This window comes from Mesorhizobium sp. LCM 4577 (assembly GCF_001854795.2).
In the GTDB taxonomy this organism is placed as follows: Bacteria; Pseudomonadota; Alphaproteobacteria; order Rhizobiales; family Rhizobiaceae; genus Mesorhizobium; species Mesorhizobium plurifarium.
Map to the genome: position 1 here is coordinate 176,173 of NZ_MDDU01000013.1, position 24,244 is coordinate 200,416.

Below are 24,244 nucleotides of genomic sequence, written 5' to 3' on the forward strand. Positions count from 1 at the left end.
GCCGCAAGAACAATCATTCGCCCTAGGGAACAGGAAATGCTGCACAATTCGGCTCGGGCCATCGACATGAGCCTGCATCTGCATTCGCAGACGGACCCGCGACGGCACGAGCAGGACGGGCCGTTGATCGTCTCCGGCGGCGACGGCGTCTATGTGCGGGACGATGCCGGAAACCGCTATATCGAAGGCATGGCCGGGCTATGGACGGCATCGCTCGGGTTCAACGATCAGAGGCTGGCCGCAGCCGCGGCCGCCCAATTCGCCAAGCTCGCCAACTACCACACCTTCAACCATCGTTCGAACGAGCCTTGCATCGATCTGATCGAACAGCTCGCGGCGGTCTCTCCGATTTCATCGTGCAAGATATTCCTCGCCAATTCCGGATCGGAAGCCAACGATTCCATGATCAAGCTCGCCTGGTACTATCAGGCGGCGCGCGGCAAGCCGGAGAAGCGCCGCATCATCAGCCGCAACGGCGCATTCCATGGCAGCACGGTGATGGGCGCGGTGCTGAGCGGGCTGCCGCATATGCACCGCTCATTCGGCATGAACACCGATGACATCCTTTATGCCGGCAAGCCGCATTTCTACCGCGAAGGGCAGGAGGGAGAGAGCGAGCAGGCGTTCGCCGACCGGCTGATCGCCGAGCTGGAGGCGATGATCCTTGCCGCCGGCCCCGACACGATCGCCGCGATGATCGCCGAGCCGGTGATGGGGGCGGGCGGTGTCATCGTGCCGCCGACGGGTTATTTTCCGAAACTGCGCCAACTGCTCGACAAGCACGACATCCTGCTTCTGGCCGACGAAGTGGTCTGCGGCTTCGGCCGCACCAGCAACTGGTTCGGCAGCCAGACTTTCGGCTTCAAGCCCGATATGTTCTCGGTCGCCAAGGGCTTGTCCTCCGGCTATCTGCCGATCGCGGCGGTGGTCGTGTCTGACAAGACCTACCAGTCGATCGCCGACGAGGGGCACCGCAACGGCGTCTTCGGGCACGGCTTCACCTATTCGGGCCATCCCGTCGCCTCGGCCGTCGCGGCGGAAGCGTTGCGCATCTATCACGAGATCGACGTCGTCGGACGTGCCCGAACTCTCGGCGCCCGGATGCTGGAAAAGCTGCGCGATGCGCTTGCCGATCATCCGATGGTCGGCGAGATCCGCGGCGTCGGCCTGGTTGCCGGCGTCGAGCTGGTCGCCGACCGACGCAAGAAACAGGGCTTTCCGGCCGAGGCCAGGGTTGGCGCGCAGGTCGAACGCGCCTGCCGGGCCCGCGGCATCATCCTGCGCAACATGGGCGACGTGCTGGCGCTCTGCCCGCCTTACATCATCGAGCCGGACCAGATCGACGAACTCGTCCGCGCGCTTTTCCTCGCCATCGAAGACACAAGGGAGAGCCTCTCGCTCTGAGGCTTGGCTGCCATGACAATCACCATCAGACAGGACAAAAGCATGTATCCGGAGATCGGGCTTTTCATCGACGGCAAATGGGGACCGGCCGCCGGCGGCAAGACGCTTGAGGTGCGCAACCCGGCCACCAACGAAGTCATCGGCTCGGTTGCGATGGCAGGCACTGCCGATCTCGACCGAGCGCTCGCAGCGGCCGAACGCGGCTTCAAGGTGTGGCGCAAGGTCTCGGCCTTCGAGCGCGGCAAGGTGATCCGCGAAGCCGCGCGGCTGATGCGCGAGCGTGCGGGCAGGATCGCCAGCCTGCTCAGCCTCGAACAGGGCAAGCCGCTGGGCGAGGCGACGATCGAGGTCCTGGCCTCGGCCGATATCCTCGACTGGTTCGCGGAGGAAGGGCGCCGCACCTACGGCCGTATCGTGCCGGCGAGAGCCAGCAACGTCCACCAGCTGGTCGTGCGCGAGCCGGTCGGCCCGGTCGCGGCGTTCACGCCGTGGAATTTCCCGGTGTCGCAGACGATCCGCAAGATCGGCGCGGCGCTCGCCACCGGATGCTCGATCATCGTCAAGCCGCCGGAAGAGACGCCCGCTTCGCCCGCCTGCCTCGCCGACGCCTTCAAGGATGCCGGGCTTCCCGACGGCGTGCTCAACCTCGTCTACGGCAACCCGCCGGAGATTTCGAGCTACCTGATCCCGCATCCGGTGATCCGGAAAGTGTCCTTCACCGGCTCCGTTCCCGTCGGCAAGCAACTTGCGGCGCTCGCGGGACAGCATATGAAGCGCGTGACCATGGAGCTCGGCGGGCATGCGCCGGCGATCGTCTTCGACGACGCCGATCTCGACAGCGCGGCGAGCCTGCTGGCGGCAGCCAAGTTCCGCAATGGCGGCCAGGTCTGCGTCTCGCCGACACGTTTCCTGGTGCAGGAGAAATCCTACGCGCCGTTCCTCGACAAGCTCGTCGGCCATGCGCGCGCGATGAAGGTCGGCGACGGGCTGACTGAGGGCACCCGCATGGGGCCATTGGTCAATGAACGGCGGCTGCAAGCCGTCGAGGCGATGATTTCCGAAGCGGTGGCCGAGGGCGCAAAGATCGAGACCGGAGGCAAGCGCATCGGCAACAAGGGCGCCTTCTTCGAGCCGACCGTGCTCAGCGATCTCAGCCCCGGCATGCGCATCATGAACGAGGAGCCGTTCGGCCCGGTGGCGCTGGTGATGCCGTTCGCGACGTTCGACGAGGCGGTGGCCGAGGCAAACCGGCTGCCTTACGGGCTCGCGGCTTACGCCTTCACCCGTTCGCTGAAGACGGCGACCGAGCTTGGCGCYGAGATCGAGACCGGCATGCTGACGACGAACCATCTCGGCCTGGCGCTGCCGGAGGTGCCGTTCGGCGGCGTGAAGGACAGCGGCTACGGTTCCGAAGGCGGCTCGGAAGCGCTGGAGGCCTATCTCGTCACCAAGTTCATCAGCCAGGCCGGATTCTAGTGTCTTCCGCTTGGGTTAGGCGAACATCTCGGTGTGTTGCTCGAGCTGCAGGCGAGTGCGGCGGATATGGCCGTAGAGGATGAGGCCGGCCTGTTCGCCGTCGCGCCGCTTCAGCGCCTCGAGGATCAGCCGATGCTCGTGATGCACCGCCGCCATGCCGGCCTTGCCGACCGATGCGGCGAAAGCGCGCCGGTATTGCTGGGTGGTGTTCCAGAATTTGTGGATCATCTGGGCGAGCTGCGGCATGCGCGCGCCTTCATAGCTCAGGAGATGAAACTCGCGGTCGAGCTGCAGGAACTCGTCGATGCTGCCGGCGGCCTCGATGCGCGAGACGAGGTCTTCCAGGCGCGCAAGCGTTTCGGGCGAAAGGTTGGCGCTGCTTTCGGAAAGCGCCAGCGGCTCCAGCCGCTCGCGGATCTTGTAGATCTCGATGCACTCGGCGCGGTCGAGCTTGGAAATCCAGGCGCCGCTGTTGGGCACGAGGATGACCAGCCCTTCGCTTTCCAGTTGCCGGAGCGCCTCGCGCACGGGGATGCGGCTGATGCCGTATTCTTCGGCGAGCTCTTCCTGGCGGACGCGGCTGCCCGGCCGCAGCCGCCCCGACAGGATGGCGTCGCGCAGCGCATCGGTGACGCGGCCGCTGGCCAGGGCGGCGCCGTTGCCTTCGGTTCCGCCGCTTGCGCGTCTGCCGGCCATGATCTCAATTCCCCGCATGGTGTTGATCCCCAGGATGTTAGTGCATCGGCGAGCAGGTGGGAATCGGCACGAACCGGCCGCTCACAGATGAGGGTTGGCCGGATGCCAGAGCCGGCGATCCGTCCCGCGTTCATAGGCCTTGCCCGTGGGGAAGGAGACCAGCTCGAGCTGCATGCCCCAGGGACTCAGGAAATAAACCCAGCTCTGACCGGCGCTCGGTCCCTCGGTGCGCACCGTCGGCTCGCCGAGCACGCGCACGCCATGCGATCGGAGATAGGCGACTGCATCATCGATATCGTCGACGTAGAAGGCGAGATGATGCCCGCCGACATCGCTGTTCCTGGGTTGGACGCCGTCCTGGTCCGGCGCGGAATATTCGAAGATCTCGAAATTGGAGCCGTGACGGCAGCGCAGGAATTTGAGCCGCTTCATCACTGTACGGGGATGGACGTTGAGATGGGTTTCCATCCAGTCTCCGTCGGACCGGAAAGGCCCGAGCTCGTAGAAGGGCTCGCAGCCGATGACCTCGACGAAGAAACGGACGGCTTCGTCGAGATCGGGAACGGTGAAGCCGATATGATCGGTGCCGCGCAGGCCCGGAAGGCCGTTGCCGGCATGGCTGGTTTCATGAAGCATTGCTGGTCCGGCATCTATGATCCGACATGACCGTATCCAACATGCGGCAATTGGCAAGAAAATTAGCGGATCTGGCCGAATAAATCCGCCAGATTGTATCCAATGATAGGCTCGACATCTGTGGAGGATTTCATGACAGACAGGACCGCTTACGATCCGGCGTTGGGCATAGCCTATGTCAACGGCAGCTATATGCCGCTCGCGGAGGCTGCCGTTCCGATCACCGACCGCGGCTTCGTGCGGTCCGATGCGACCTATGACGTCACCCATGTCTGGAAAGGCCGTTTCTTCAGGCTCGACGACCATATCGAGCGCTTCCTGGCCTCGATGCGCGGCCTGCGCATGAGCCTGCCGCTGTCCAAGGCCGAGATAGCAGACATCCTGGTCGAATGCGTTCGCCGGACCGGGCTTCGCGATGCCTACGTGCAGATGACCTGCACGCGTGGCGTACCGCCAGCCGGCACCCGCGACCCCAGGCTCTGCCAGAACCGGTTCTATGCTTTCGCGCAACCCTTCGTGTGGATCGCCAATGACGAGCAGCGCCGCGACGGGCTGAAGATGGTGGTGAGTTCGGTGCAGCGCATCCCGCCCGAATCGCTCGATCCGCGCCTGAAGAACTTCCACTGGCTCGACCTGACGATGGGCATCTTCGAGGCCTATGACCAGGATGCCATCGTCGCCGTGCTCAACGACGGAAAGGGCAACGTCACCGAAGGCGCCGGCTTCAACGTCTTTTCGGTGAAGGGCAACGTCATCACGACACCGGACCGCGGCGTCTTCGAGGGCATGACGCGCCGCACCGTGATCGAGCTGGCCGGCGAAGCGGGCGTCACCTGCGAGGTGCGGCCGCTGCCGATCGAGGAATTGCGCGAGGCCGACGAGATCTTCATCTCGAGCTCCGCCGGCGGCATCATGCCGGTGACGATGCTCGATGGCCGCATCTACGGCAACGGCAAGCCCGGCCCGATCACCAACCGCATCCACGATCTCTACTGGGCCGCGCACAGGGAAGGGCCGCTTTGCACCCTCGTCGACTACGGAGCGGCGGCATGAGCGCCAAAGAGGCTGAGCGCGTCTTCCTGGTGACCGGCGGCACGCGCGGCATCGGCGCGGCCTGCGTCGAACGGCTGGCGGCGGATGGCGCGCGGGTCGTCTTCACAGGGCGCGACCGGGCCGCCGCCGATGATGTGATCGCCGCGGTCCCCGGCGCCGTCTTCGCCGCAGGCGACGCGACCAGCGAGGCTGACTGCAAGCGCGCGGTCGAGGTCGCGCTGGAGCTTGGCAAGGGGCGTATCGCCGGCCTGGTCAACAATGCCGGCGCCGGCGGGCGCGCCGCCTTCGACCAGACGACGCTCGACGACTGGAACAGGACGATGACGGCCAACGCCACCTCGGCCTATCTGTTCACGCGTCATGCCTTGGCTGGTCTGCGGGCCGCGCGCGGCGCCGTGGCGACGATCTCGTCGGTGGCCGGCCTGGTCGGCGAGGAGGGACTTGCGATCTACACCGCCTCCAAGGCGGCGCTGATCGGCCTGACGCAAGCGCTGGCACTCGAATACGGCTCGGAGGTGCGCTTCAACGCCGTCTGCCCGGGTCAGATCGCCACGCAGATGATGGCAAAGACGCTGGCCATTCCTGGCCGGCGCGAGAAGCTGGAAAAGCGCATTCCCGCGGCGCGCCTCGGCACACCGGAAGATGTCGCCGAGGCGGTCGGCTGGCTGCTCTCTCCCGCCGCGGGCTTCGTCAACGGCGCGGTGCTCAGCGTCGACGGCGGCGAAACCGCCGGCTTCATGACGCCGCGCGACGATCCGCGGGCCTGACTTTCAGCCCAGCGGTCGCCCCTGATCGGCCATGACCTGGCGCACGCCGCGCTCGATATCGGCGGGGCGTGCGCAAGCGGCGGCCTCGAGCACCTTGGAAATGCTGGGCGAAGCCTCGCCGCCATGGACGCGCTGGACAGGCTGGTCGAGCCAGTCGAAGCAGCGGTCCTGGATCTCGGCGGCGAGCAGGCCGCCATAAGACGTGCCGCGGGCGCCTTGCTCGACCACCAGCACATTGCCGGTCTTGCGGATCGAGGCTTCGATGGTCTGCCAGTCGAGCCCGGCGCGATCGAGCGAGCGCAGGTCGATGACCTCGGCGTCGACGCCAAGACGTTCGACCACCTCGATCACCGGCCGCACCATGGCGAGGTAGGTGAGGATCGTCATCGCCTTGCCCTGGCGCACGACTTTCGCCTTGCCGAGCGGGATGAAGTAATCGAGATCGTCGACCGGCGCCGGGCCGGTCGAATTGTAGAGTTCGACATGCTCGATGACGAGCACCGGATCCTTGCAGCGCAGCGCGCTGTTCATCAGGCCGACATAGTCGAAGGGTGTCGAAGGGGCAACGATGCGCCAGCCGGGCGAGGTGGCGAAGATGCCGGCCGGGTCCATGGAGTGCTGCGAGCCGTAGCCGGTGCCCATGGCGACCTTGGTGCGCAGCACCAGCGGCACGTCGATATCGCCGCCGAACATGTGGCGCGCCTTGCCGATCTGATTGAAGACCTGATCGGCCGCCACCCACATGAAGTCGGGGTACATGAACTCGACGACCGGAAGGTAGCGGCCGTCCATGGCGATGCCGCCGCCGAGGCCGGTGAAGGCGGCCTCGCTGATCGGCGTGCCGAGCACCCGGTCCGGGAAGGCGGCGGCAAGGCCACGCGTCGCGCCGTTGGTGCCGCCCTTCAGCCGGTGCACATCCTCGCCCATGACAACGATGCGGTCGTCCGTCGCCATGCGCCGCTGCATGACGTTGGCCACGGTGTCGATGAATTTGGCGTTGCCGTCGATCGCGCCGCCGAAGGTTTCGAGCTCCTCCGTGCGCTGGCCGGAAAGTTCGGAGAGATCGCCGCGGATGCCGTGGTCGCGAAACCCTTCGTCCGGCCATAGCGCCGGCTTGATGCGGTTCTTGCCGCCCGCCTGCTCGACGAGCTCGGCGGCGACATCGGCCATCAGCGCGAGCGCGCGTTCGCGCAGAGCGGCAACGCCCGAGCTGCCGATGATCTGACGTTGTTCCATTTCGCTCGCAAGCCGGTCGAGCGGGTCGCGCGTCCGCCACGCCGCCTCCTCGACCTTGTCACGGTAGCCGAAGGCACTGCCGGGCAGCGGGCCGTTCTGATGGAAGTAGCGATAGACATCGGCCTCGATGATGGCCGGCCCGCCGCCATTGCGCATCAGCTCCATGGCTTCTTTCGTCGCAAGGTAGACGGCGAGGGGGTCCATGCCGTCGACCTTCCAGGCGGGAATGGCGAAGGCCAATCCGCGCGCCGACAGGCGCGGCTCGGCGGTCGCTTCCTCGACATGGGTCGAGACGGCATAGCGGTTGTTCTCGATGAAGAAGCAAAGCGGCAGCTTCCAGGCGGCGGCAATGTTCATCGTCTCCAGCACCGAGCCGATGTTGACGGCGCCATCGCCGAAATAGGCAAAGGCGACATCGCCCTTGCCGGCCCGCTTGTGCGCCCAGGCGGCGCCGGCAGCCAAGGGCACGCCGCCGCCGACGATCGCGTTGGTGCCGAGATTGCCGGCTTCGGCCCAGCGCAAATGCATCGAGCCGCCACGGCCGCGACAGAAGCCCTGTGCGAGGCCAAGGATCTCGGCGAGCGACCTCTGGGCGAGATCGCGGATGGCCGGTGAAAACTCCGCCGCTGGCAAGAGCCCGTCTGGCGCGACATAGCGGATCGACTTGGCGAGGAACTGGTGATGCGCGCGATGGGATCCATTGATCTGATCGCCGGCGCGCATCAACGCGGCCGAGCCGACGGCGCCCCCTTCCTGACCGACGGCGGAATGGGCGGGTCCATGCACCAGGCCCTGGCCGGCGAGGTCCAGCACTTTCTCCTCGAAGGCGCGGATCAGATGAGCCGAAACCAGCATCGATTCCAGCGCAGCCGGATCGGCGTCGTCCCAGTCTGCGCGCGTCGTGCGCAGTTCGCGCCAGGGAGCCGATGGGGCCAATGTCGCATAGTCGGGCATCAGGACTTCCTGCCGGGCTGGTGGCTGGTTTGAGAAGCTCATTGGATACGATAACGACGTGTCTTGCCTTTTGGAAGGCAAAATTTGCCGCTCATCATTATCATTGGATACATTGAGTGGATATGCCGGACTCCCGCCGAGGTGGCGCGCGACGCGATCGGCACTCGATACCGCGCGCCGGCGCCGTCAGTCCGTCTCAGGCGCCAGGATGCGCGCCACTTGCTCGGCAATCGCCAGGCTGGAGGTCAGGCCGGGGCTTTCGATGCCGAACAGGTTGAACAGGCCATCGATGCCGTGCGTTGCGGCATCCTGGATCACAAAGTCGCTGTTGGCTTCGCCCGGACCGGAGAGCTTCGGCCGGATGCCGCTGTAGGCCGGCTGCAGGCTGCCGTCGGCCAGGTCCGGCCAGTATTGGCGGATCGCATCGTAGAAGCGTTTGCCGCGCGCCGGATCGACGCGGTAGTCGAGCGTGTCCGTCCATTCGACGTCGGGCCCGAACCGAGCCGTGCCGCCGAGATCAAGTGTCAGGTGGACGCCAAGGCCGCCCGGTTCCGGCACGGGGTAGATCAGCCGCGAGAAGGGCGCCCGGCCCACCACGGAGAAATAATTGCCCTTGGCATAGCGAAGCGTCGGCAAGAATTGCTGGTCGAAGCCTTCGAGCGAGCCTGCCAGCGCGACGGCGCCAAGGCCGGCCGCGTTGATGAGGCGCGGTGTGGCAACCTCGAAACCTTCGCCGCTTGCCGTGTCCCTCGTCTGGAGCACGATACGACCGGCATCGATGCGGCCCGAGACGATGCGTGTGTTGAGCGACAGCATCGCGCCGCTTTCCTCGGCATCGCCGAGCAAGGCGAGCATGAGCGCATGGCTGTCGATGATGCCGGTGGAAGGCGAGAGCAGCGCTTTGGTGCAACAAAGCGCCGGTTCCAGGTTCTGCGCCTCGGCGGCGGAAACGAAGCGCAGATCGTCCACGCCGCAGGCCGCTGCGCCAGCCCGGATCGTGGCGAGTACGGGTTCCTGGGCCTCGTCGGTCGCGACGATCAGCTTGCCCGAGCGGCGATGCGGGATCGCGCGTTCCGCGCAGTAGCGGTAGAGCATGTCGCGGCCGGCGACGCAGAGCCGGGCCTTCAGCGATCCGCGCGGATAGTAGATGCCGGCATGGATCACTTCCGAATTGCGCGAGCTGGTTTCGGTGCCGATGGCGTCCGCCGCTTCGAGGATCAGCGTTTCAAGGCCCCTCGCGGCGAGGCTGCGGGCAACCGCGAGGCCGATGACGCCGGCCCCGGCGACGATGCAGTCGACCTGTTCCATACTCAGTTCGCCTGGCTGACGCCGGCGGCATGCCTGCTGAAGAGCCGCTCGAGAATCACATTTCCGCCCTCGGTGATGTCGGCGATGATCGCACGTTCGGCGGCATCGGCATCCTTCTTTTCGACCGCGGCGAGAACCGCATGATGGTTGTCGATCATGGCGCGGCCGCCTTCGTGGTAGGATTCCGCGATCAGCGGCCCCATCTGCAGCCAGAGCCGGTTCAGGATGCCGCGCAGCACCACCATGTCGCCTATGTCGGCAAGCGCGAAGTGGAACGTCTGGTTGAGCTCCAGCCCTTCGGTCCAGTTCCTGTCGGCGATCGCGCGCTCGTTGCGGGCGATCAGATCGCGCAGCCGCTCGATATCCCTGGCCGTCGCCTTGAGCGCGGCCTCGCGCGCGGCAAGCCCTTCGAGCTTCAGTCTGATCTGGCGGATCTCGCGATAGCGTTCCAGCGTGATGATGGGAACGCGCACCTCGCGCGCCGATTTTTGCACCAGAGCCTCGTCCTGGATGAGGCGCAGGATGGCGTCGCGGACCGGCGTGACGCTGGTTCCCAGCGACTGGGCGAGATCGCGGATGGTCAGCCTGGCATCCGGTGCGAAACGTCCCTTGATCAGCGCCTCGGCGACGCGCGCATAGACGGTTTCGCCGAGGTTTTCGCGCTCGAGCGTTTCGAAGCTGAAGCTCGCCATGCCGTTCCCGTCCCGTTTTTTGGCTGCCGGCCCAAAAGGGCTTGACAGTATATCTTATAAGAAACATGATGCATCAAACAGCATAATGCAAGAGGGAACTGCGATCCCTTGGACGAGGGGTAGGCAGGGCAATTCCCGCTTGGACGCCTGCAGACAGGAGCCGTCATGGACGCCAGACCGAATTCCCCCGAAGCCCGCGACATTCGCTACCACCTGCATGGCTACACCAACGCCCGCAAGCATCAGGAGACGGGGCCGCTGGTGATCGAAAAGGGCGATGGCGTCTATGTCGAGGACATCGCCGGCAACCGCTACATCGAGGCGATGGCGGGCTTGTGGAGCGTCGCCGTCGGCTTCTCGGAAAAGCGGCTGGTGGACGCCGCGACGCGGCAGATGTCGAAGCTGCCCTTCTATCACGACTTCGGCTCCAAGGCGCATTCGCCGCTGATCGACCTGGCCGAGAAGCTGGTGCAGGTGGCGCCGGTGCCGATGAGCAAGGCCTATTTCACCAATTCCGGTTCCGAGGCCAACGATACGGCGATCAAGATGATCTGGTATCGCTCGAACGCGCTCGGCCAGCCGGCGCGCAAGAAGATCATCAGCCGCAAGCGCGGCTATCACGGCGTCACCATCGCCTCGGCGAGCCTGACCGGCCTGCCCAACAACCATCTCTCCTTCGACCTGCCGATCGCCAATATCCTGCATACGTCGACGCCGCATCACTGGCGCGACGCGGAGCCCGGCGAGAGCGAGGAACAGTTCTCCGCACGGCTTGCCGACGAGCTGGAGAAGCTCATCCTTGCCGAGGGGCCTGAAACGATCGCCGCCTTCATCGGCGAGCCGATCATGGGCGCCGGCGGCGTCGTCGTTCCGCCCGCCGGCTATTGGGAAAAGATCCAGGCGGTGCTGTCGAAATACGGCATCCTGCTGGTGGCCGACGAAGTGATTTGCGGCTTCGGCAGGACTGGCGAGATGTTCGGCTCGCAGACCTTCGGCATCAAGCCCGACATCATGGTGCTGTCCAAGCAGATCTCGTCCTCCTACCTGCCGATCTCGGCACTGCTGATCAACGACAAGGTGTTCGAGCCGATCGCCGACGAGAGCGACCGCATCGGCACTTTCGGCCACGGCTTCACCGGCGGCGGCCATCCGGTCGCCGCGGCCGTCGCGCTGGAGAACATTAAGCTGATCGAGGAGCGCGACCTCGTCGGCAATGTGCGCAAGGTCGGCGCTCACCTGCAGGCAAGGCTGCGCAAGCTCGCCTCRCATCCGCTGGTGGGCGAGGTGCGCGGCGTCGGTCTCATCGCCGCGGTCGAGCTTGTCGCCGACAAGGCGACCAAGGCGTCGTGGGGCAAGCCGGCGGCGCTCGGCGCGCTGGTCAACGGCTTCCTGCAGCAGAACGGCGTCATCTCGCGCAACATGGGCGATGCGATCGCCTTCTGTCCGCCGATGATCATCACCGAGGCGCAAATCGACGCCCTGGTCGATGCCTTCGAGMGGTCGCTCGACGCTGCATTGCCGCAGGTTTACCCGCAGGGCTGAAGGGCTTCGTCAGGTATCCGGCGCGGTGGCGGTTGCTCTTTCTCGCGTTGACATATAAGATATAAGATGTACGTTGCGATGCCTATTGGATACATTCTTATTGCAACGCGTCGTCCAACATTATGAAATGCCAACGCAGAAGTGGCAATTGGATACAAAGGCAACTGAAGCCGAAATCGAGAAAACTTCAGCCCAGCAGGGCGCTGAAAAATGGGAGACTGATATGAGAGGATTGAAGAAATCACTGGCCTTGGCGCTGTCGGCGACGGTGCTGTCGGCCGGAATGGCGCAGGCCGCCGACTGGTGGCCATTCAAGATCGCTTCGGCCAAGGACGGCGATCTGAAGAATGTCGGAGAGATCGAGTACAAGCCGCTCGACAAGGCGGAGAAGCCCTGGAAGCTCTGCGTGCTCTTCCCGCACCTGCAGGACAGCTACTGGGTCTCGGTGGACTATGGCATCGTCGAGGAAGCGAAACGCCTCGGCGTCAAGGTGACGGTGCTGCAGGCCGGCGGCTACACCGCCCTRCCGAAGCAGATCTCGCAATATGACGACTGCGTCGCCTCGGGCGCCGACGCCATCCTGATCTCGGCCATCTCGGAAGCCGGCGTGGCCGCCAAGATCAACGAGGGCATGGGCAAGGGCATCGTCAACATCGCCGTCGCCAATCCGATCCTGGAGACGCCGATCACCGCTCGCATCACGCCCGACTTCTACCAGAAGGGTTTTCAGACCGGCGAGTATGTGAAGAAGTATCTCGGCGACAAGCAGGGCACCGCAGTGGCGTTCCCCGGGCCGCAGGGCAGCGGCTGGGCCGAGACCTACATGAACGGCTTCCGCGACAGCACCAAGAGCGGCAACATCAAGCTGGTCGGCGAGATGTTCGGCGAGGCCAGCGTGCCGGCGCAGCTCAAATTGGTCGAAGACGCGCTGCAGACCCATCCGGACGTCAACGTCATCTGGGGGGGCGCACCGACGGCGGAGGCCGCGATCGGCGCCGTGGCCGATGCCGGCTTGAGCAACGTGACGATCATGTCGTCCTATGAGAACCAGACCATGCTGAAGGCCGTCAAGGATGGCTCGGTGCTCGGCTTCGCCACCGAGTATCCGGTCATCATGGGGCGCATCGGCGTCGACCTCGCGGTGCGCGCGCTGGAGAAGAAGGATCACGAAAAGGTCCTGCTGGTTGCCCCCGGCATCGTTACCAAGGACAATGTCGACAAGATCGACACGACCCAGATCTTCGCGCCGGACAACTGGCGCCCCGTGTTCTCGGTCGAATAGTAACGAGGCCGCCGGCGCGGCCTTCAGCTTCGCGATTATATCGCGATCCTCCCGGCCTGACCGCCTTGCAGAAGGCGGTCAGGCGACTTGACGCAATTCCGGGCGAACCGCCACGCAGTTTGCTTGAATTGCTCTTGCCGGCTTTGGGCCTTTGGACGAGATGCTGGAAGTTACAGGGTTCACCAAGAGATTCCGCGGCATCGCCGCGCTCGACAATGTCGACTTCTCCCTCAATGAGGGCGAGGTCCACGCGTTGCTTGGCGAGAATGGCGCCGGCAAGTCGACGCTCATCAATCTCATTGCCGGCACGTTTCCCTGGGCCGAAGGCGTCTACCGCATCAACGGCCGGACAATCACCAGCCTGACGCCGCAGGTGGCGCAAGAGATCGGCATTGCCGCGGTCTTCCAGGAATTCAGCTTGGTGCCCGACCTCACCGTGGTAGAGAACATCTTCCTCGGCCGCGAACAGTCGTCCGGACTGTTCCTGAAACGCAAGCAGATGCGACAGGCTGCGGCCGAGCTGCTGGACAGTCTCGGCTTCCATTTGCCGCTCGACGAGAAGGTCGCCTTCCTGTCGCGCGCGCAAAAGCAGATGGTCGAGATCGCCAAGGCGCTGCGCATGCGGCCGAAGGTGCTCATCCTCGACGAGCCGACCGCGTCGCTCACCGACGGCGAGGCGGAGAAACTGTTCAATGCCGTGGCGCTGCTCAAGGCGCGGGGCGTCGGCATCATCTATGTCTCGCATCGCATGAGCGAGATCCGCAACCTCTCTGACCGCGTCACCGTGCTGCGCGGCGGCAAGAAGATCGGCACGGTGGTCACGGCCGAGATTTCGGACGAGGGGCTGATCGAGATGATGGTCGGCCGCCCCGTCGAGCAGCTCTTTCCGAAGATCGAGCACAAGCCCGGCGCGGTCAGGCTCGAGGTGCGGGATCTCACGACGGAGAAGCACTCCGTCATCGGCGCTTCCTTCACCGCCCGCGCGGGTGAGGTGGTCGGTCTTGCCGGCCTCGTCGGTTGCGGGCGCAGCGAGCTCTGCCGCGCCGTGTTCGGCCTGGAGACCATCGAGGCAGGCACCATCAGCCTGGGCGACAAGCCGGTCGAGCGGCCGACGCCGACGTCGATGCTTGCCGCCAATGTCTGCTATTTTCCGGCCGATCGCGGATCGGAAGGCCTGGCACTGGCGCGATCGGCGCGCGAGAATGCGACGATGAGCTCGCTCGACCTGCCGGCGCTGTCATCTGGACCGGTGCTGAAGTTCTGGCGCGAGACCGAGGCGATCAAGGAGCCGCTCGGCAATCTCGCATTGCGACCGATGGCGCCCGAGCGCAGGGCCTCCGCCTTCTCCGGCGGCAATCAGCAGAAGCTGATGCTGGCGCGTGGCCTTATGAAATCTTTCGATGTCTATCTGTTCGATGAACCCACCGTCGGCATCGATGTCGGCGCCAAGGCCGATGTCTACAATCTCATCAAATCGCTGGTCGAGGCAGGCGCCTCGGTCGTCGTCTCGACGTCCGAATTGCCGGAGCTGATCAATCTCGCCTCGCGTGTCTATGTCATGCATGAAGGCAAAATCGTCGCCGAGCTTGCCCAGCATGAGCTCAGCGAAGCCCAGGTGCTGTCGCATTATTTCGGAGGGCACGCATGAGCTCTGAAACGGCGACCATGACCGTTGCCAACGCGCCATCGCACCGCGCGAGCCGACTCGACCGCTTTCTCATGCAAGGCGGCATCGTCATCACCTTCCTGGTCGTGGCGGTGGTCGCGACCGCACTGATCGAGCCGCGCTTCCTCAACCGGCTCAACCTGCTCAACGTCATGCGCAATTTCGCGCTGCTGCTCATCCCGTCGCTGGCGCAGATGCTGGTGATGACGGCCGGCGGTTTCGATCTCTCCGTCGGCGCGGTGGTGGCGGCGACCTCGGTGGTGACGGCCGCGGTGATGCTGGTCGGCAGCATCTATTTCCCCGGCATGGAATTGGCCCTCATCATCGCCTCGCTGGTGATCGCCCTTGGCGTCGGGGCGCTTGTCGGGCTCGTCAACGCCGGTCTGGTTTCGATCTTCTCCCTCTCGCCCTTCATGGTGACGCTGGCGATGATGTCGGTGCTGATGGGCATCGCGCTTTATTTCACGCAAGGCATCCCGATCTACGGCGTGGTGGATTCCTTCGTCGCCAATGTCGGGCGCGGCCAGTTTCTCAGCCTGCCGATCGTGCTTTGGGTGGCGCTCGGCGTCCTTGCCGCGTGTATAATCATGCAGCGCTTCACGGCGCTCGGCCGCCATATCTATGCGGTGGGCAGCGACCAGCGCTCGGCGCGCCTGTCGGGCGTTGCCACAAGCCGCACGCTGATCGCGGCCTACATGCTCGCCGGCCTGCTCGCCGCGCTCACCGGCTTCCTGATGACGTCGCGGCTCGGCTCGGGCCAATCCACCATCGGCGGGACGCTGGCGCTCGAGACCATCGCCGCCGCGGTCATCGGCGGCGTGTCGCTGCGCGGCGGCGTCGGTCGCGCCGAACTGGTGGCATTGGCGGCGCTGTTCCTGTCGGTGATCGCCAACGCCATGAACCTGGTGCAGGTCGACAGCAAATATCAAACGCTGGTGCTCGGCGCTGTGCTGATCGTGGCTTTGGCCATCGAACGGCTTCTGTTGAGAAAGCGGCAGGCATGAGCACCGAGGCCAAGACACAACCGATGGCTCAGCCTTCCGGCCTCTCGCCGAAAGAGATCCTGCGCGCCGCGCGACTGCCGATCGCCATCGTCGTCGTGCTGGTCCTGTTTGGCCTGGTCGAGCCGCGCGTGCTTTCCTTCGGCAATTTTCGCAACATCGCGCTGCAGGCGAGCTATCTCGCCATCTTCGCCATGGCGCAAACCATGGTGCTTTTGACGCGTGGCTTCGATCTCTCGCTCGGCTACACCGTCTCGCTGGTCAGCGTCGCCGCCTCGATGGCGATGGTGGCGATGGGCGGCGGCGACGTTTCGATCCTCTATGGCGTCGGCGCGGCGGTTCTGATCGCCGGCGCGATCGGCCTCGCCAACGGCTTGCTTATCGCCGGCATCGGCATCAATCCGTTGGTGACGACGCTCGGCATGGCCAATATGGTGCTGGCCCTCGCCTCGACGATCAGCGGCGGCTTCCCCGTCACCGGCCTGCCGAAGAGCCTCACAGCCGAATTCGCGGAGGGCTCGCTGCTCGCCATCCCGACGCCGATCTGGATCGCCGCGCTGGTCTTCGTGCTTCTGTTCCTGACGCTCAAGGCGACGCGCTTCGGCCGCAGCCTCTATATCATCGGCGCCAATCCCAAGGCGGCGGTGGCAGCTGGCATCCGCACCGTGCCGGTGCTGGTGCTGGCCTATGTTCTGTGTGCGCTGCTGGCGGCGCTCGGCGCGCTTCTGCTCACCGCGCGCACCGGCTCGGGCGAGCCCAATCTCGGCGGCAATCTCACCCTGGAAGCAATCGCGGCCGCCGTGGTCGGCGGTGTGCGCCTTTCCGGCGGCGAGGGCGGCGTGGGCGCTGCCGTGCTCGGCGCGCTGTTCGTCACCGTGCTCTCCAACGGCATGAACCTCGTCCAGATCGACGGCTATCTGCAGCAGATCTGCCTGGGCGTCATCATCATCGTCAGCCTGATCGTCAATCGCGACGAAGCCAGGCGCTGATACTCCAACCTCTTCGGGAAGCTCGTATGGCCTATCAAGTTTGCATCGACATCGGCGGCACCTTCACCGACTGCCTCGTCTCGAACAGCAAGGGCGAGATCGCGATCTTCAAATCGCCGACGACGCCAGGCGAATTCGAGAAAGGCTTCATCAACGTGCTGCATGTCGCGGCCGAGGGMTATGGCCTGAGCGGCGCCGACTTCATGAAAGAGATCGACCTCGTCGTGCACGGCTCCACCGTGTCGACCAACGCGCTGGTCGAACGCAAGACGGTCAAGGTCGGCCTTATCCTGACCTCCGGCCACCAGGATATCCTCGTGCTGCGCGAAGGCCCGCGCAAAGGCGCCTTCCAGTGGCGGCTGAACTATCCCGATCCCTATGTGCCGCGCCATCTGACCAAGACGGTCGCGGGCCGCATCGACGCGCGCGGCCGCGAGCTCGCGCCGCTGTCGCTGGACGACGTGCGCAAGGCGGCGGCCGAATTCCGAGGCCTCGGCGTCGAGGCGATCGCAGTCGGTCTGCTGTGGTCGGTGGTGAACCCGGCGCATGAGCTTGCCGTGCGCGAGATCCTGGAGAAAGAGCTGCCAGGCATTCCGGTGACGCTCAGCCACGAGATCAACCCGATGCCGCGCGAATACAAGCGCATCATCGCGGCCGCGATCGATGCCTCGATCAATCCGATCGTGCGCACCTATATCGAGAAGCTGAAGACGGCGCTCGACGAGGAGGGTTTCGAGGGCGAGCTGCTGCTTGCCAATTGCGTCGGCGGCATGATGCCTTTGGCCGACATGATCCGGAAGCCGATCTACAGCGTCATGTCCGGTCCGACGCTGGCGCCGATGGCGGCGTTGGCGCTGTCCGATAAGCCCGACATCATCGTCGGCGACATGGGCGGCACCACCTTCGACGTGTCGGCGCTGCGCGACCATCAGATCATCGTCACGCCGGACAGCATGATCCACGACGATTCGCTCGGCATCCCCAAGGTCGACGTGCGCTCGGTCGGCGCCGGCGGCGGCTCGATCGCCTTCGTCGACGAAGGCGGCCTGCTGCAGGTCGGCCCGCGCAGCGCCGGCGCCCGGCCGGGCCCGGCATGCTACGGGCAGGGCGGCACCGAGCCGACGGTGACCGATGCCAATGTGGTGCTCGGCATCGTCGACCCCGATTACTTCCTCGGCGGCAAGATGCAGTTGAAGCGGGAGCTGGCGGAAGCCGCGGTCGACAAGATCGCCGCGCGGCTCGGTGTGACGCGCGAGGAAGCCGCCTACGCGATCTACACCACTTCCAACCACAACATGGTGGCGGCGATCGAGGAGATCACCGTGCGCGAGGGCATCAACCCGCGCGATTCTTTCTTTGTCTGCGGCGGCGGCGCCACCGCCATCCACATCGCCGAGATGGCCGACATCCTCGGCCTGAAGCGCTACATGGTGCCGCGTTTCATGGCCGGGCTCAGCGCCTTCGGCGGCCTGATCTCCGACATCCGCTCGGAAGAGAGCGCGGTGCTGCTCACCTCCGACGCGGACTTCAACGTCGCCGGCGTCAACGACGCGCTGAAGCGGCTGAAGCAGGCCGGCAACACCTTCCTCGCGGAAGCGGGCGTCGCGGCGGAGAATCGTCAGTTCGAATTCTCCTTCCTCGGCCGCTACGAATACCAGTCCTTCGAGATCGAAGTGCCGTTCGAGGCCAAGGACGGCGCGGTGTCGGAGAGCGACCTGCCGACGCTGGTCGAGGCCTTCCACAAGATGCATGAGCGCATCTATTCGATCCGCGCCGACAATGACGTCGTCGAGTTCACGGCGTGGAAGCTGCGCGCCATCGGCAAGCGCTCGGGTCAGGACATCTGGCAGAAGAACACGCTGCCCGATCAGAATGGCCCCATCGACCTGAAGGCCAGGCGCGGCATCTATCAGCAGGAGAGCGGTCGTGTCGAAACGGTCCCGGTCTACGAACTTGCGCAGCTGCGCGCCGGCGCGCAGCTTGCCGGCCCCTGCCTGGTCGAGGCGGAGACCTTCACGGCCTATCTCAAGGATCAGCATCAAGGGCAGATCGACCGTTACGGCAATCTCGTCGTCAACATCGCCTAGTTCAACAATCACGTGAGAGAACGACCCATGGACTCCATCAACAGGCTCGAGCTCGACGTCGCTGAACGCCGTGTCGACCCCTTCCTGATGTCGGTGCTGAAAAGCCGCTTCGAGGCGATCGTTCGCGAGATGACGCTGGTCGTCATGCGCGCCAGCCGCTCGGCGGTGATCAAGAACGCGCGCGACTTCTCCTGCGCCATCCTGACCTATGATCATCGGCTGGTCTCGGTCGAGGACGCGCTGCCGATCCACGTCATGTCGATGGACATGGCGACGCGGCCGCTGACCGACCTGTTCGACGACATCACGCAGGGCGACATCTTCCTCAACAACTGCCCCTATACCGGCGGCACCCATCACGCCGACCTGATCATGGCGATGCCGGTGTTCTTCGAGGGCGAGCCGCTGTTCTGGGTCGTGGCGCTGTCGCACCACGCCGACACCGGCGCGCCGGTGCCGTCGACCTATCTGCCTTTCGCCAAGAACATCTTCGAGGAAGGCATGCACTTCCCCTGCGTGCGCGTCGCGCAGAATTACGAGGAGAAGAAGGACATCCTGCGCATCGGCACGATGCGCAACCGTGTGCCGGACATGTGGCTGGGTGACGTGCGCGCACAGATCGGCGCCTGCCGCACCGGCGAAAGGCGTATCGGCGAGCTGTTCGCGCGCTACGGCCGCGACACCATCCTCGGCTTCGTCGAGGACTGGTTCGATTACGGCGCGCGTTGCGCCAAGGCCGCGATCGCCAAACTGCCGGCCGGCAGCTACAGCTACGAAACGCGCCATGATCCGGTGCCGGGCGTCGCCGACGAAGGCATACCGGTGAAGGTGACGATCAATGTCGATCCGGAAAAGGGCGAGATCGTCGTCGACGTGCGCGACAACATCGACAATGTGCCGGGCGGCCTCAATCTGTCCGAGAACACCGCCACCGGCTCCTGCCGGATCGGCGTCTTCAACAATCTCGACGAGAGCATCCCGCACAATGAGGGCGCGAAGTCGCAGATCAAGGTGCTGCTGCGCGAAGGCAGCGCCATCGGCAAGCCGAAATATCCGGTCGGCACTTCGGTCGCCACGACCAATGTCAACGACCGGCTGATGATTGCCGGCAATTGCGTCTTCTCGCGCATGGGCGCGCCTTACGGCCAGGCGGAGAGCGGCTCGCACCTGCCGGCCGGCGTCGGCGTCATCTCGGGCGAGGATCCGTTCAAGCACGGCAAGTCCTATGTCAACCAGGTCTTCGTCGGCTACGCCGGCGGCGGCGCCCGTCATGGCTATGACGGCTGGCTGACCTATTGCGGCCCGGCCAATGCCGGCCTGATCCAGCTCGACTCGGTCGAGGTCGACGAGTCGATGTATCCGATCGTCATCGAGCGGCGCGGCGTGCTGCCTGGATCGCAAGGTTTCGGAGAGTTCGAGGGCGCACCGGCGACCGGCGGCGTCTTCTATCCGCTCGACCACGACATGACGATCGTCTACGCGGCCGACGGCACCAGCTTCCCGCCGCGCGGCGTGCTGGGCGGCGGCGACGGCAAGGAGAGCGAGACGATCAAGCTCAGGGCCGGCGAGAAGATCGTGCTGCCCGCCTTCAGCGAAGAGAYGATCGAGGATGGCGCCCGCATCGAGTTCACCGCCTGCGGTGGCGGCGGTTACGGCGATCCGCTGAAGCGCGATCCGAAGCGTGTCGCGGCGACCGTCAATCGCGGCTGGCTGAGCCGCGAGGACGCCGAAACGGTCTACAAGGTGGTTCTGACCGTTGCCGACGAGCCTGGCCTGCTCAAAGTCGACGAAGCCCGTACAGCCGCCCTCAGGGCGGTTTGATTCCAACAGGCGCGAAATCGGCAGAAACCTGGAATTCCAGACCATTGATTGGCGGAGGGAGCGCCTTGCCGGCGGTTTGCCATGCATGATGATCGACCGGTATCGAGCCGCCGCCTGCCATCGACGGACGCTGCCCTTCTGCTCCTGGCGGCAGCGATCTATGGCGGTATCTTTCCGGTCAACCGGCTGGCCGCCGAAACGCAATGGCCGCCTGTGGGTTTCGCTTTCGCCCAGTCGCTTGCGGCAGGCGCGATATTGGCCCTGGCGGCGGTAGTTGCCGGCGGGCGGTTCGCCGTCACCGCCGGGCAGGTGCGCACATACCTCATCATAGGCGGCCTTGTGGTTGGCCTGCCGATCGGTATCCTGGTCTCGGCCGCTCCGCATGTCGACGCCTCGGTGCTGACCCTGGTGCTCTGCCTTTCTCCGCTATTCACCCTCGCCATTGGCGCGCTGGCGGGCATCGATCGCTTCGATAGGCGAACTTTCGCCGGTATGCTTCTCGGCGTGGCCGGCGTGGCTGTCCTCGTGCTGCCCGATGCGGGCGCTGTCGGCCCGGACGGCTTCGTTTGGTTTTTGGTGGCGCTCATTGCCCCGGTGATGTTTGCAGCCGCCAACAATTGCGCCAAATGGCTGCGCCCCGAAGGTGCGCCCTCCTTGATGATGGCGGCCGGAACGCTGCTGGGAGGGGCCGCGGTTGCTGGCGTCGTCATGCTTGCGCTCGGCGGCGCGGTGTTGCCTTTCGAGTGGACGGGCAGGACCCTGATGCCGCTCGCTCTCGCCACGACGATCAATGCCGTCTTCTTCGTCCTGTTCTTCGAGCTGGTCGCTCGGATGGGACCGGCGCGCTTTTCGATCTTCAACTATCTGGCCGTGGCCGCCGGCATTCTCTGGAGCCTGGCCGTCTTCGACGAACGGCCGGCCGCCTCGTTCTGGTTGGCCTTGATCCTGATGCTTGCAGCCATGTATCTCGTGCTGTCGCGCAAGCCCGACTGACCATCCGGTTACCACTGACTGCCACGCCCTGTCACATGATGCCGAAGGTCTTGTAGGCTTCGACCGCGCTCATTCCGTCACGGATCGCCTTGGCGACGCGCTTTTCGCCGCGGACTTTTTCGAGGGCGAGGCGCACCACCTCTTCCTCGGCTTCAGTTGGGATAACAAGGACGCCTTCCTTGTCGCCGAACAGAAGCGTTCCGGGCTCTATGCGGACGCCGCCGATCTCGAGCGCGCAGCGATAGTCGACGACCTTGCCGCGCACGCCTTGGTCCTGCGCGTAAAAGCCGGTGCAGAAGCAGGGAAATCCCAGCGCTTTGATGCCATCTGTATCGCGGGCGAAGCCGTCGACCAGCGCGCCATGCGCGCCGAGGATCTTCGCACGCGTCGACATCAGCTCGCCCCACAGCGCGTAGCGGGGCGAGGCGCCGCTTGCGACGTAGACTTCGCCCGGCTTCAGATCGTCCAGCGCCTCGAACATCAGCCCGAAGGGCTTGCTCATCAGCGGATTGTGGGTCGGTTCGTTGGACGGAAAGATGTCGGTCTCGAGCACGGGCATGGCCCGGCCGAGCAGTCTCGTCTTCTCGTCGACAGGTTTGAATACCGGCGGCAGGAACTGATGCTGTAGCCCGATCGTGTCCATCACGTCGCCGACGACAGCGACGAAGAGCTCCTCCTCGAACAGGTGGTACATTTCGGCGTCGTCGGCATAGAGGCGTGTCGATCTGGTCATCAGGCTTGCATCCGGATGCTGGTGGATTGAATCGACTGCGAAGGTCCCAGCGCCGCGGCGTTCTGCACCAGCGCGCGCATATAGCCGAGCGCGAAGGCCTTTCCCGCATGCCAGGGCGCATCGCAGGACATTTCCGGCGTATGGTCGGGGATGATGACGCCGTCATAGTTTTCATCGCGCAGGATGCGGACGATTTCAGCCATGTCGATGTCGCCGTCGTCGACGAAGGTTTCGTGGTAGTTCGGCACCTTGCCGCGCACGTTGCGGAAATGGATGTAGCCGATGCGCCCGCGCCGGGCGAAGCGCCGGACATGCCCGTAGATCTCGTCGGTGCCCGGCATTTCCTGCAGCGAGCCGAGGCAGAGCTCCAGCCCGTTGGACGGCGACTCGACGATGTCCATCAGCCGGTCGTATTTCTCCGGACGGTTGACGAGCCGTGCCGCGCCGCGCAGCGCTTCGGCCGGCGGATCGTCGGGGTGCGCAGCAAGTATCACGCCGGCTTCCTCAGCCACCGGAACGATGTCGCGGAGGAAGGCTCCGAGCCGTTGCCAGAGCTCGTCGCTGCTCACCGTCACCGGAGCGGCGCCCGGTCGGCCCGCGCGGTAGCGCATGTTCCAGACCACGCCGTCGGGGAGGGGCAGATCGGGATCGATGGCCGCAAGGTCGAGCCCCACCGACATCGCGTCACCGCGCGCGAAGGGCCCGCGCGACCAGCCCCAGACGCCGGCGATGGAGAAGTTGTAGCCGATGCACGGGATGCCGGCGCGCCCGGCATCCCGGATAAGCCGCTTCAGCCCTTCGATCTGCTTCGCCCGATCGGGGCCGTCGAGCAGAATATCGGACCAGAAGCGCGGCGAGAAATTCTCGATCGCGGCGATTTCCAGCCCGTTGTCGCGCACGGTCTTCACCAGGCCGGCGAAGTCCTCATAGTTCCATAGCTCGTCGGTGGAGCAATCGCCCCAGCCTTCCGTCTCGCTGCCGGCCGACAGGGAAGGATCGCGGCCGCGAAAGTAATTGGTGAGGTGGGCGACGATATGCGTTGCGCCCGCCTGACGGGCGAAGCGGAAATTCTCGGGCGTCAGCGATTCCCGGTAGAGGCCAAGACCGATCTTCATGGTTTCACTTCACGCCGATGCCGGCGGTCAGGCCGCCATCGATCTTATAGTCGGCGCCGGTGCAGAAGCCGGCCTTGGACGAGCATAGAAAGGCGATGAGCTCGGCCACTTCCTCCGGCTCGCCGATGCGGCCGAGCGGATGGGCCGCGCCGAAGCGCCTGTAGGCTTCCTCGACATCGGCATCGCTGCCGTTGTCGCCGCGCGCGGCTTTCTCCAGGATCGGCGTGCGGATCGAGCCCGGGCTGACCGAATTGACCCGGATGCCGGCCGCCGCGTAGTCGAGCGCCAGCGAACGCGTCAGCGTGTGGATCGCGCCCTTGGTGGTGGCGTAGGCGGCGACGTTCCGCTGGCAGGCGAAGCCCTGCACCGAGGCGACGTTGACGATCGCGCCGCCGCCGCGCTTGATCATTTCCGGAATGCCGAAATGGGCGGTCAGATAGATCGAACCGACATTGACCGTCATCGCCTTGTTCCAGATTTCCCAGTCGGTCGTCGTCGCGGTTCCATACGGATGGACCGCGGCCGAATTGACGATCACGTCGAGGCCGCCGAAGCGCGCCACGCCAGCCGCGACGGCGTCGCGAACCTGGTCCGGCACGGAGACGTCTGTGTCCACGACCAGAGCGCCGGCCCCTAAGCTTCCCAGCTCCGCTCTCATCGCTTCATTGGCCGAGCGGTCGATGCCGCAGGCGACGATCGCGGCGCCGCCGGCGGCGAGGCGCCTGGCGGTTGCCAGACCGATCCCGGTCGTCCCGGTCACCAGCGCGACCTTGCCTTCAAAATCCTTCATTGC

Annotated in this window: 20 protein-coding genes; 12 read left to right on the forward strand and 8 right to left on the reverse strand. The window is 65.1% G+C overall.

The window, feature by feature from the left end; genetic code table 11:
* Nucleotides 1-36 precede the first annotated feature (36 nt).
* Nucleotides 37-1,404, forward strand: a complete 1,368-nt coding sequence (locus tag LCM4577_RS16140) for an aminotransferase (protein ID WP_071072184.1) — start codon at nucleotides 37-39, stop codon at nucleotides 1,402-1,404.
* A gap of 12 nt (nucleotides 1,405-1,416) precedes the next feature.
* Nucleotides 1,417-2,880: an NAD-dependent succinate-semialdehyde dehydrogenase gene (locus LCM4577_RS16145; protein WP_244508339.1), complete on the forward strand. Its 1,464-nt coding sequence runs from the start codon at nucleotides 1,417-1,419 to the stop codon at nucleotides 2,878-2,880.
* A 15-nt stretch (nucleotides 2,881-2,895) separates the two neighbouring features.
* Here LCM4577_RS16145 and LCM4577_RS16150 read toward each other — a convergent pair whose 3' ends face one another.
* Nucleotides 2,896-3,576 (reverse strand): GntR family transcriptional regulator, encoded by a 681-nt coding sequence (locus LCM4577_RS16150; RefSeq protein ID WP_052467741.1) that lies wholly within the window; start codon nucleotides 3,574-3,576, stop codon nucleotides 2,896-2,898.
* 81 nt (nucleotides 3,577-3,657) lie between these two features.
* Nucleotides 3,658-4,212: a VOC family protein gene (locus LCM4577_RS16155; RefSeq protein WP_071072186.1), complete on the reverse strand. Its 555-nt coding sequence runs from the start codon at nucleotides 4,210-4,212 to the stop codon at nucleotides 3,658-3,660.
* Nucleotides 4,213-4,344: 132 nt separating this feature from the next.
* On the opposite strand from LCM4577_RS16155, the gene LCM4577_RS16160 reads away from it, so the two are divergent.
* On the forward strand, nucleotides 4,345-5,265 hold the full coding sequence (locus LCM4577_RS16160; protein WP_071072188.1) for an aminotransferase class IV: 921 nt from the start codon (nucleotides 4,345-4,347) through the stop codon (nucleotides 5,263-5,265).
* On the forward strand, nucleotides 5,262-6,032 hold the full coding sequence (locus LCM4577_RS16165) for an SDR family NAD(P)-dependent oxidoreductase (protein WP_071072190.1): 771 nt from the start codon (nucleotides 5,262-5,264) through the stop codon (nucleotides 6,030-6,032). The genes LCM4577_RS16160 and LCM4577_RS16165 overlap by 4 nt, the downstream gene beginning before the upstream one ends.
* 3 nt (nucleotides 6,033-6,035) lie before the next feature.
* On the opposite strand, the gene LCM4577_RS16170 is transcribed toward LCM4577_RS16165, so the two are convergent.
* The 3 genes from LCM4577_RS16170 to LCM4577_RS16180 form a co-directional block, all read right to left on the reverse strand.
* Nucleotides 6,036-8,222, reverse strand: coding sequence for a thiamine pyrophosphate-dependent enzyme (locus tag LCM4577_RS16170; protein WP_071072192.1), 2,187 nt, complete (start codon nucleotides 8,220-8,222; stop codon nucleotides 6,036-6,038).
* Between the two features lie 186 nt (nucleotides 8,223-8,408).
* A complete protein-coding gene (locus LCM4577_RS16175; RefSeq protein ID WP_071072193.1) occupies nucleotides 8,409-9,530 on the reverse strand; it encodes an NAD(P)/FAD-dependent oxidoreductase in 1,122 nt (373 codons plus the stop codon).
* Nucleotides 9,531-9,532: 2 nt separating this feature from the next.
* On the reverse strand, nucleotides 9,533-10,222 hold the full coding sequence (locus LCM4577_RS16180; protein ID WP_040983801.1) for a GntR family transcriptional regulator: 690 nt from the start codon (nucleotides 10,220-10,222) through the stop codon (nucleotides 9,533-9,535).
* 165 nt (nucleotides 10,223-10,387) lie between these two features.
* On the opposite strand from LCM4577_RS16180, the gene LCM4577_RS16185 reads away from it, so the two are divergent.
* The 8 genes from LCM4577_RS16185 (at nucleotide 10,388) to LCM4577_RS16220 (ending at nucleotide 21,603) form a co-directional block, all read left to right on the forward strand.
* Complete coding sequence (locus LCM4577_RS16185) at nucleotides 10,388-11,764, forward strand: aspartate aminotransferase family protein (protein WP_071072195.1); 1,377 nt, start codon at nucleotides 10,388-10,390, stop codon at nucleotides 11,762-11,764.
* Nucleotides 11,765-11,987: 223 nt separating this feature from the next.
* The gene (torT, locus tag LCM4577_RS16190) at nucleotides 11,988-13,046 is read left to right on the forward strand and encodes a TMAO reductase system periplasmic protein TorT (protein WP_040983806.1); all 1,059 of its coding nucleotides are present in this window, start codon (nucleotides 11,988-11,990) and stop codon (nucleotides 13,044-13,046) included.
* Between the two features lie 160 nt (nucleotides 13,047-13,206).
* Nucleotides 13,207-14,694, forward strand: a complete 1,488-nt coding sequence (locus tag LCM4577_RS16195) for a sugar ABC transporter ATP-binding protein (protein WP_040984440.1) — start codon at nucleotides 13,207-13,209, stop codon at nucleotides 14,692-14,694.
* The gene (locus tag LCM4577_RS16200; protein ID WP_040983807.1) at nucleotides 14,691-15,716 is read left to right on the forward strand and encodes an ABC transporter permease; all 1,026 of its coding nucleotides are present in this window, start codon (nucleotides 14,691-14,693) and stop codon (nucleotides 15,714-15,716) included. Before LCM4577_RS16195 ends, LCM4577_RS16200 begins: the two co-directional genes overlap by 4 nt.
* Complete coding sequence (locus LCM4577_RS16205; RefSeq protein WP_244508340.1) at nucleotides 15,713-16,702, forward strand: ABC transporter permease; 990 nt, start codon at nucleotides 15,713-15,715, stop codon at nucleotides 16,700-16,702. The genes LCM4577_RS16200 and LCM4577_RS16205 overlap by 4 nt, the downstream gene beginning before the upstream one ends.
* 26 nt (nucleotides 16,703-16,728) lie before the next feature.
* A complete protein-coding gene (locus LCM4577_RS16210; RefSeq protein ID WP_071072197.1) occupies nucleotides 16,729-18,789 on the forward strand; it encodes a hydantoinase/oxoprolinase family protein in 2,061 nt (686 codons plus the stop codon).
* A 27-nt stretch (nucleotides 18,790-18,816) separates the two neighbouring features.
* A complete protein-coding gene (locus tag LCM4577_RS16215; protein ID WP_071072199.1) occupies nucleotides 18,817-20,610 on the forward strand; it encodes a hydantoinase B/oxoprolinase family protein in 1,794 nt (597 codons plus the stop codon).
* A gap of 81 nt (nucleotides 20,611-20,691) precedes the next feature.
* Nucleotides 20,692-21,603, forward strand: coding sequence for a DMT family transporter (locus LCM4577_RS16220; RefSeq protein WP_071030372.1), 912 nt, complete (start codon nucleotides 20,692-20,694; stop codon nucleotides 21,601-21,603).
* Between the two features lie 31 nt (nucleotides 21,604-21,634).
* Here LCM4577_RS16220 and LCM4577_RS16225 read toward each other — a convergent pair whose 3' ends face one another.
* Genes LCM4577_RS16225 through LCM4577_RS16235 form a run of 3 tightly spaced genes read right to left on the reverse strand, consistent with a single transcriptional unit; the run spans nucleotide 21,635 to nucleotide 24,241 of the window.
* Nucleotides 21,635-22,336, reverse strand: a complete 702-nt coding sequence (locus tag LCM4577_RS16225; protein WP_071030371.1) for an RraA family protein — start codon at nucleotides 22,334-22,336, stop codon at nucleotides 21,635-21,637.
* Nucleotides 22,336-23,451 (reverse strand): mannonate dehydratase, encoded by a 1,116-nt coding sequence (locus LCM4577_RS16230; protein WP_071072200.1) that lies wholly within the window; start codon nucleotides 23,449-23,451, stop codon nucleotides 22,336-22,338. The genes LCM4577_RS16225 and LCM4577_RS16230 overlap by 1 nt, the downstream gene beginning before the upstream one ends.
* Nucleotides 23,452-23,455: 4 nt before the next feature.
* The gene (locus tag LCM4577_RS16235) at nucleotides 23,456-24,241 is read right to left on the reverse strand and encodes an SDR family NAD(P)-dependent oxidoreductase (RefSeq protein ID WP_071072202.1); all 786 of its coding nucleotides are present in this window, start codon (nucleotides 24,239-24,241) and stop codon (nucleotides 23,456-23,458) included.
* Nucleotides 24,242-24,244 lie beyond the last annotated feature (3 nt).

Coding starts and splice junctions, on each gene's coding strand:
- LCM4577_RS16230 (WP_071072200.1), bottom strand. CDS start 23,451: ATGAAGATCGGTCTTGGCCTCTACCGGGAATCGCTGACGCCCGAGAAT.
- LCM4577_RS16225 (WP_071030371.1), bottom strand. CDS start 22,336: ATGACCAGATCGACACGCCTCTATGCCGACGACGCCGAAATGTACCAC.
- LCM4577_RS16220 (WP_071030372.1), top strand. CDS start 20,692: ATGCATGATGATCGACCGGTATCGAGCCGCCGCCTGCCATCGACGGAC.
- LCM4577_RS16155 (WP_071072186.1), bottom strand. CDS start 4,212: ATGCTTCATGAAACCAGCCATGCCGGCAACGGCCTTCCGGGCCTGCGC.
- LCM4577_RS16235 (WP_071072202.1), bottom strand. CDS start 24,241: ATGAAGGATTTTGAAGGCAAGGTCGCGCTGGTGACCGGGACGACCGGG.
- LCM4577_RS16160 (WP_071072188.1), top strand. CDS start 4,345: ATGACAGACAGGACCGCTTACGATCCGGCGTTGGGCATAGCCTATGTC.
- LCM4577_RS16205 (WP_244508340.1), top strand. CDS start 15,713: ATGAGCACCGAGGCCAAGACACAACCGATGGCTCAGCCTTCCGGCCTC.
- LCM4577_RS16180 (WP_040983801.1), bottom strand. CDS start 10,222: ATGGCGAGCTTCAGCTTCGAAACGCTCGAGCGCGAAAACCTCGGCGAA.
- LCM4577_RS16200 (WP_040983807.1), top strand. CDS start 14,691: ATGAGCTCTGAAACGGCGACCATGACCGTTGCCAACGCGCCATCGCAC.
- LCM4577_RS16140 (WP_071072184.1), top strand. CDS start 37: ATGCTGCACAATTCGGCTCGGGCCATCGACATGAGCCTGCATCTGCAT.
- LCM4577_RS16150 (WP_052467741.1), bottom strand. CDS start 3,576: ATGGCCGGCAGACGCGCAAGCGGCGGAACCGAAGGCAACGGCGCCGCC.
- LCM4577_RS16170 (WP_071072192.1), bottom strand. CDS start 8,222: ATGCCCGACTATGCGACATTGGCCCCATCGGCTCCCTGGCGCGAACTG.
- LCM4577_RS16175 (WP_071072193.1), bottom strand. CDS start 9,530: ATGGAACAGGTCGACTGCATCGTCGCCGGGGCCGGCGTCATCGGCCTC.
- LCM4577_RS16195 (WP_040984440.1), top strand. CDS start 13,207: ATGCTGGAAGTTACAGGGTTCACCAAGAGATTCCGCGGCATCGCCGCG.
- LCM4577_RS16165 (WP_071072190.1), top strand. CDS start 5,262: ATGAGCGCCAAAGAGGCTGAGCGCGTCTTCCTGGTGACCGGCGGCACG.